The organism is Streptomyces coryli (assembly GCF_011044975.1).
GTDB lineage: Bacteria > Actinomycetota > Actinomycetes > Streptomycetales > Streptomycetaceae > Streptomyces > Streptomyces coryli.
Genome location: NZ_JAAKZV010000101.1, coordinates 20,914 through 27,127, shown reverse-complemented (window position 1 = coordinate 27,127; position 6,214 = coordinate 20,914). Strand labels below are relative to the sequence as shown.

The window sequence follows — 6,214 nt, the reverse complement described above, 5'->3', positions numbered from 1 at the left end:
CGTGACGGCCACCGCCCGTATCACCGCCGCCCTCGACTCCCGCGGCGTCACCACCCTCCCCGTCCTGGAGGGCGAAGGCCCCCTCGCCCTCCGCCGCGTCCGCGGTCCTGGCCCCGCCGCCCACGTCTGCGTCATCGGCGCGATGTCCGCACCGCTCGGCGGCGACGCCCTCCGTATCGAGGTCGACGTCCAGGCCGGCGCCGCCCTGCACATCACGTCGGCCGCCGCGACGGTCGCCCTCCCGGGCGGCCGTCCCGGCATCCCCGCGACGTACGACGTCCAGCTCGCCATCGCCGACGACGCCGAACTCCACTGGCTCCCCGAGCCGCTCATCTCCGCCGCCGGCAGCCACCTGACCATGACCACCCGCGCGACGCTCGCCCCGACCGCCCGCCTCCTCCTCCGCGAGGAACAGATCCTCGGCCGCACCGGCGAGAATCCCGGGCTCCTGGCATCCCGCCTGACCGTATGGAGGTGCGGCACGCCGCTCCTGGACCAGGAGGCCGCCTACGGCCCCGGTGTGCCCGGCTGGGACGGGCCGGCCGGGCTGGCGGGGTATCGGGCGGCAGGCCAACTGCTCCACGTAGAACCGGGCATGGGGCGGGCGGCCGCCCGCCCCGCCCCCCGTCGCGCGGACGGCCCGGGTGGCCGGGAACACCCGCCCGGCCCGGGTGAGTCCGTCACCCTGCCCCTCGCCGACGGCGCCGCGCTGACGACGGCTCTCGCCCCCGACGGCCTCGCCCTGCGCCGCCACCTCAGCGCGGCTTGCTGAACTCCTCGATCAGCACCGGATACTGCTCCCCGCCGTGCCCGGCGGCGATCGCGCGGTCGGCCATCGCCTTGATGAGCTTCGGCAGCTCCGTATTGACGCCCACCGCCTCGCTCTCCTCGATGAGGTGCGCCATCGCCCGGACATCGGTCTCCAGGGCGGAGACCTCGGCCGGGAAGGCACCGTTGTCGATCTGCTCGGCATAGCCGGGCAGCCAGTCGGCCACCCCGGCGGCGAGCTGCCGCGCGAAGGGCGCGTAGGTGGCGGCATCGACGCCGGCCGTCCGCAGAAGTGCCGTGCCCTGCAGCCAGGCGTTGAGCACGCTCCACATCATGGCCAGCCCGGCGACGTCGTACAGCGACGCCAGCCCGGGATCCGTACCGAGGTAGCTAGCGGTGCCGAGCGCCTCCAGCGCCGGCCGGTGCGCGTCGAAGTCCGCACGGGGCCCACTGGCCAGGATCACCGCCTCGGCGGTGCCGATCACGGGCGGGACGGCCATGATCGCGCCGTCCAGATAGCGGGCTCCGCGCCCCTCGGCCCAGCGAGCGGCTTCGCGCGCCTGAGCCGAGTCGCCCGAGGTGAGATTGATCAACGTCCGTCCGCTCAGCAAGGGTTCGCTCGTGCCGAGCGCGTCGTACATGGCCTGGTAGTCGGTGACGCAGATGACCGTCAGGGGACCTGCCGCGAGCGCTTCGCCCGCGGTCGGCGCCAACCTCGCCCCCTCGGCCACCAGCGCGTCGGCCTTGGCGGCCGTACGGTTCCACACGGTTGTCGGGTGCCCGGCCCTGAGGAAGGCGCCGGCGAGCGCCCGGCCCATCAGGCCGAGTCCGATGACGGTTACGGGAGTCGTGTTTTCGCTGTTCATGGCAGCATCGTCAACGTTGATACCGGTATGAAGGTCAAGCGAGGTTGCGATGCGGATCGGTGAGCTGTGCCGGCAGACGGGCGTCAACGCCCATCAGTTGCGTTATTACGAGGCCCAGGGCCTGCTCGAGGCCGAGCGTCGCGCGAATGGCTACCGCGAGTACGACCGGAGCGCCGTGCTGCGGGTGCGGCAGATCCGGCATCTGCTCGGGGCCGGGCTGTCCACCGAGGACATCGCCTACGTGCTGCCCTGCGCGGTCGGCGAGGCGCCGGTGCTGCCCGGGTGTCCGGAGTTGCTGGCCGCGATGCGGGGGCGGCTGCGGCGGCTGGACGATCAGATGGCGGCGCTCGCCCACTCCCGCGCCGCGCTCGCCGATTACATCGCCGCGGCCGAGGAAGTGGGCGGCGACAGCTATCCGCCGCTGGACGGCGCCGACCTGGAGCCCGCGCCCGCCTGACGGTTACGACACTGCCCGGCCCTGGCCGAGAGGCGCTCTTGTGTCGCGCCCGCCGCCCGCCGAGGGTTGGTGCGGAGCGTAGTGAAGCAGGCACAGGGAGGCGGCAGATGACGGTCGACGCGGCGTGGCGGTTCGGGGATGACACCGGCGTGATGGTCGAGGCGGTGCGGCGGCCGGAGCGGGTGGTGGCGTATCTGCGGGCCGGGGCCTCGTTGTGGGACCTCGGGGTGACGCCGGCGGCGGTCTACGGGTCCGGGCATGACGGGCGGGAGCTCGATCCGGTGAAGGCGGGGCGGATAGCCGGCGGGCAGGTGCCGTATGTGGGGCCCGGCGGGGACCTTGATGCGGAGTGGTTCGCCGCCGAGCGGCCGGATCTCATCGTCGATGTGACCTACGACGGCAAGGGGACCTACGCGATCGACAGCGACGCCGCCCGGCGGCTCGGCGTTCCGGTGGTGGCGCTGGCGGTGGGCGGCGGGGTTCCGCTGCGGACGATCCTGAGCCGCTTCGCCGATCTGGCCGCCGCGCTGGGAGCCACGCCCCGGGACCCGGAGGGGGAGCGGAAGCTCGAAGCCGCCGAGCAGGCCCTGCGGGGGCCGGCCGGGCGGCGGTCGGCGCGGGTGCTGGCGCTGTCCGGGGCGGATGCCGAGCAGGTGTATCTCGCCCGGCCGGAGACCTGGCCCGACCTGCGGCATCTCACCGAGCTCGGGCTCGATCTCCTCGACCCGGAGCCGGACGCCGGACGTAACTGGGCGACGACCACGTGGACCGCGGCCGCCGACCTGCGCCCGGACGTCGTGCTCTACGACAGCCGCCGGCACGCGGCCCCGGTGCCGGACACGGTGGCGCCGACCCGGCTGCCCTGGAACCCGGAGGAGGCGTGCAGCCCGGTGGCGTACGCCGGCTTCCTCCGCCGGCTGGCGGTGGCGCTCGGCGACTAGCGCAGCAGCGCCAGGAGTTGCTGCGTGTGGCCGGGCAGCTCGTTCCCGGCGAGGCCGGTGATCAGGTCCCGTAGCGGCATGGGCTGGTCGACCAGGACCTTGCCGTTCGAGATGAGCAGCGTCGGCACCAGGGTGTCGAGCTCCGCTTCGGCGAGCATCGGGCCGCTGAGCGCGGACAGGGCTTCGCCCTGGAGGCGGATGCGCTCCCGGAGACCGGCGTTGCCGCCGGCGAGCGCGATGACGCGGTCGAGGGTCCAGTCGTTGTGCGCCGTGCGGTTGTCGTACGTCGTGGTCGTCGCCGTGGCGGCGGCGGAGACGGCGTTGATGGTGGCGGCGCTGATGAGGGAGACGTGCGCCAGGATCTGGTCCGCGTCCCACTCGCCGGGCGGCGGGACGGGGCTCGTATCGGCGGCGGCCACGGTGGCGGCGGCGTCCAGCAGTGCGCGGTAGGCGTCCTGAAGCGGGGTGGTGTCCATCGTGGCCTGCTTTCGTCGGTGGAAAGGGCGACTTGGTGCAACCGTAGAGTTGCACATAGAGGCGGCGATCTGCAACCCCTGAGTTGCAGACGTACGATCGCCAGCCATGAAGCTCCGCTGCGCGATCCTCGACGACTTCCAGGGCGTCGCCCTCGGCATGGCCGACTGGGACCGGCTCCGCGACCGCGTCGAGGTGCGGGCCGTCCGCGAACACCTCGGCGGCGAGGACGCCGTCGTCGCCGAGATCGCGGACTGCGACATCGTCGTGATCATGCGGGAGCGGACCCCGTTCCCGGCGTCGCTCCTCACCCGGCTGCCGAAGCTGAAGCTGCTGATCACCTCGGGGATGCGCAATGCGTCCGTGGACCGTGAGGCGGCGGCCTTGGAGGGCGTCACCGTCTGCGGTACGGCCTCCAGCCCCGCCCCGCCCACCGAGCTCACCTGGGCGCTGCTCCTCGGCCTCGCCCGCCATGTCGTCCCCGAGGCGAACGCCCTGCGCACCGGCGGCCCCTGGCAGTCCACGATCGGCGCGGATCTGCACGGCGCCCGGCTCGGGCTGCTCGGGCTCGGGAAGATCGGCGGGCGGATGGCGGCCATCGGGCGGGCCTTCGGCATGGAGGTCGCGGCCTGGAGCCAGAACCTCACCGCGGAGCGGGCCGCCGAGGTGGGGGCATCGCCGGCCGGGTCGCTCGACGAGCTGCTGCGGACCAGCGACTTCGTCTCCGTGCACACCCAGCTCAGCGACCGCACCCGCGGCCTCATCGGCGAGCGTGAGCTCGCGCTGATGAAGCCGACGGCCTACCTCGTGAACACCTCGCGTGCAGCGATCGTCGACCAGCGGGCCCTGATCGATGCCCTGCACCGGGGCCGTATCGCCGGCGCCGGAGTCGATGTCTACGAGCACGAGCCGCTGCCCGCCGACGACCCGCTGCGCACCGCCCCGAACCTCCTCGGCCTGCCGCACCTCGGCTACGTGACCCGCGGCAACTACGCGGAGCGGTTCTTCCCGCAGGCGGTCGAGGACATCGAGGCGTATCTCAAGGGCGCGCCGGTGCGCGTGCTTTAGGGGCCCCGCGGCCGGTCAGGCGACGAGGAGGCGGAGCCCGAGTTCCGCCGCGTCGTGGGCGATCAGGTCGCGGTTGCGCTCGGCCCACCGGCCCGTGGAGAGGTCGTCGCGGAGCGCGTCCACCGCCCGCCGCTCGGCCTCCGGGCCGACCCGGGTCCACACCGAGACCGCGCGGCGCACATCCTCTTCCAGATACGCCTCGGGCCGCCGCCAGTAGGCCTCGAAGAAGCCGTCGGCGCAGTCCCACGGGACGAGCACCGGCTCCGCGCGGCCGCCGATCGCGTGCGTGAGATCGGCCGGCGAAGGCCAGTCGGCGAGCAGGCCGGCGAACTCGGGCAGATAGTCCCGGGTGAGCCAGAACCGCTCCAGCCAGCCGGTGCTGCTGGCGTCGTACGTGAACACCACCACGCGCCGGGCGACCCGCCGCATCTCGCGCAGCCCGGCGACCGGGTCCTGCCAGTGATGCACGGTGCTGAAGGCCATCGCGGCGTCGAAGGACTGATCCTCGAACGGCAGGCTCTCCGCGGCGGCGGCCACGCACGGGGCCGCACTCGCAGGGCGCTGCGCCCGCATGACCGCGGACGGCTCCACCGCCGTGACCTCGCGGTCGGAGGGCTCGTAGTTGCCCGTGCCGGCCCCGACGTTGAGCACCGTACGGGCGTCGCCGAGCGCCTCCCACACCCGCGCGGCGATCCGCGGCTCGGTGCGCCGCGTCGCCGGATAGGCGGACCCGATGACGTCGTACAACTGCGCCCCGAACGCGTTCAGTTGCTCCTCGGGTGTCGTCCTGATGCCCATGGCCCGCGCCTCCAGTTCCCGGTCGATGGCCGTGACCATGGCGGCGGCGCGGTCGCGCTGCTCCAGCAGCAGGCCGCGCAGCCGGCGCAGGTGCGCGACCGCGTCGGTGGCCGGGTCGTCCACCAGATCCGCTATCTCGCGCAGTCCGAAGCCCAGCCGCCGGTAGCCGAGCACCTCCCGCAGCCGCTCCACATCGGCAGCCGAGTAGGCCCGGTACCCGGCCGCGGTCCGCGCCGACGGCCGCACCAGCCCGATCTCGTCATAGTGATGCAGCGCGCGAACGGTCACCCCGGCCAGCTCGGCCACCCGCCCCACGGTCAGATGCTCTTCCACCCCGCCGACTATCCGCCATCACGCCACGTGAGGGTCAACCGCTAGCGCTCCGCCAGCGGCGCCGGGGCCTCCTGCAGCACCCAGCCATTGCCGTCCGGGTCCTTGAAGAAGGCGAAGGAGTTCCAGGTCTCGCCGGGGCCCGGCTCCCAGCCGGAGGCGCCGACATGCTGGACGTCCGAGACGGGCACGCCCCGGGCGGACAGTTCGGCATGGGCGGCCGCGATGTCGGTGACGCACACCTGGATGCCCTGCAGTGATCCCGGCGCCATGCGCGCGAGACCCGGCACGGCCGGCAGCCCGGAGGTCAGGGCCATCGAACAGCGGGAGCCCGCCGGCGTGATCTGGATGATCCGGGCGCCCGGTGCCACCTCCTGGTCGAGGTCCACCTTGAAGCCGCACTTGTCCGCGTAGAACTCCTTGGCGCGGTCCATGTCGCTGACGGGGATCTCGATGACCTCGATCGTGTATTCCATGCTCGCCTCCGGGGGTGGCTTCGTCGGCACCGGTCC

Annotated in this window: 8 protein-coding genes; 4 read left to right on the top strand and 4 right to left on the bottom strand. The window is 73.4% G+C overall.

All coding sequences use genetic code 11. From position 1 onward, the window contains the following. The first annotated feature begins 1 nt into the window (after position 1). Positions 2-772, top strand: a complete 771-nt coding sequence (locus G5C51_RS22120) for an urease accessory protein UreD (RefSeq protein ID WP_338118253.1) — start codon at positions 2-4, stop codon at positions 770-772. On the opposite strand, the gene G5C51_RS22115 is transcribed toward G5C51_RS22120, so the two are convergent. After that, a complete protein-coding gene (locus G5C51_RS22115; RefSeq protein WP_165239896.1) occupies positions 756-1,634 on the bottom strand; it encodes an NAD(P)-dependent oxidoreductase in 879 nt (292 codons plus the stop codon). The two genes, G5C51_RS22120 and G5C51_RS22115, sit on opposite strands and share 17 nt — an antisense overlap. A 49-nt stretch (positions 1,635-1,683) precedes the next feature. Between G5C51_RS22115 and G5C51_RS22110 the strand changes: the two genes are divergently transcribed. Next, positions 1,684-2,091: a MerR family transcriptional regulator gene (locus G5C51_RS22110; RefSeq protein ID WP_165239895.1), complete on the top strand. Its 408-nt coding sequence runs from the start codon at positions 1,684-1,686 to the stop codon at positions 2,089-2,091. Between the two features lie 107 nt (positions 2,092-2,198). Beyond that, on the top strand, positions 2,199-3,032 hold the full coding sequence (locus G5C51_RS22105; RefSeq protein ID WP_165239894.1) for a substrate-binding domain-containing protein: 834 nt from the start codon (positions 2,199-2,201) through the stop codon (positions 3,030-3,032). Here the strand turns inward: G5C51_RS22105 and G5C51_RS22100 are convergent. Next, a complete protein-coding gene (locus tag G5C51_RS22100; protein ID WP_240929846.1) occupies positions 3,029-3,508 on the bottom strand; it encodes a hypothetical protein in 480 nt (159 codons plus the stop codon). The genes G5C51_RS22105 and G5C51_RS22100 overlap by 4 nt on opposite strands. Positions 3,509-3,614: 106 nt before the next feature. Between G5C51_RS22100 and G5C51_RS22095 the strand changes: the two genes are divergently transcribed. Further along, a complete protein-coding gene (locus tag G5C51_RS22095) occupies positions 3,615-4,574 on the top strand; it encodes a D-2-hydroxyacid dehydrogenase family protein (protein ID WP_165239892.1) in 960 nt (319 codons plus the stop codon). Positions 4,575-4,589: 15 nt separating this feature from the next. On the opposite strand, the gene G5C51_RS22090 is transcribed toward G5C51_RS22095, so the two are convergent. Both G5C51_RS22090 and G5C51_RS22085 read right to left on the bottom strand, forming a co-directional pair. Next, positions 4,590-5,705: a MerR family transcriptional regulator gene (locus G5C51_RS22090; protein ID WP_165239891.1), complete on the bottom strand. Its 1,116-nt coding sequence runs from the start codon at positions 5,703-5,705 to the stop codon at positions 4,590-4,592. Positions 5,706-5,746: 41 nt separating this feature from the next. Next, positions 5,747-6,178, bottom strand: coding sequence for a VOC family protein (locus tag G5C51_RS22085; RefSeq protein ID WP_165239890.1), 432 nt, complete (start codon positions 6,176-6,178; stop codon positions 5,747-5,749). Between the last annotated feature and the right edge of the window lie 36 nt (positions 6,179-6,214).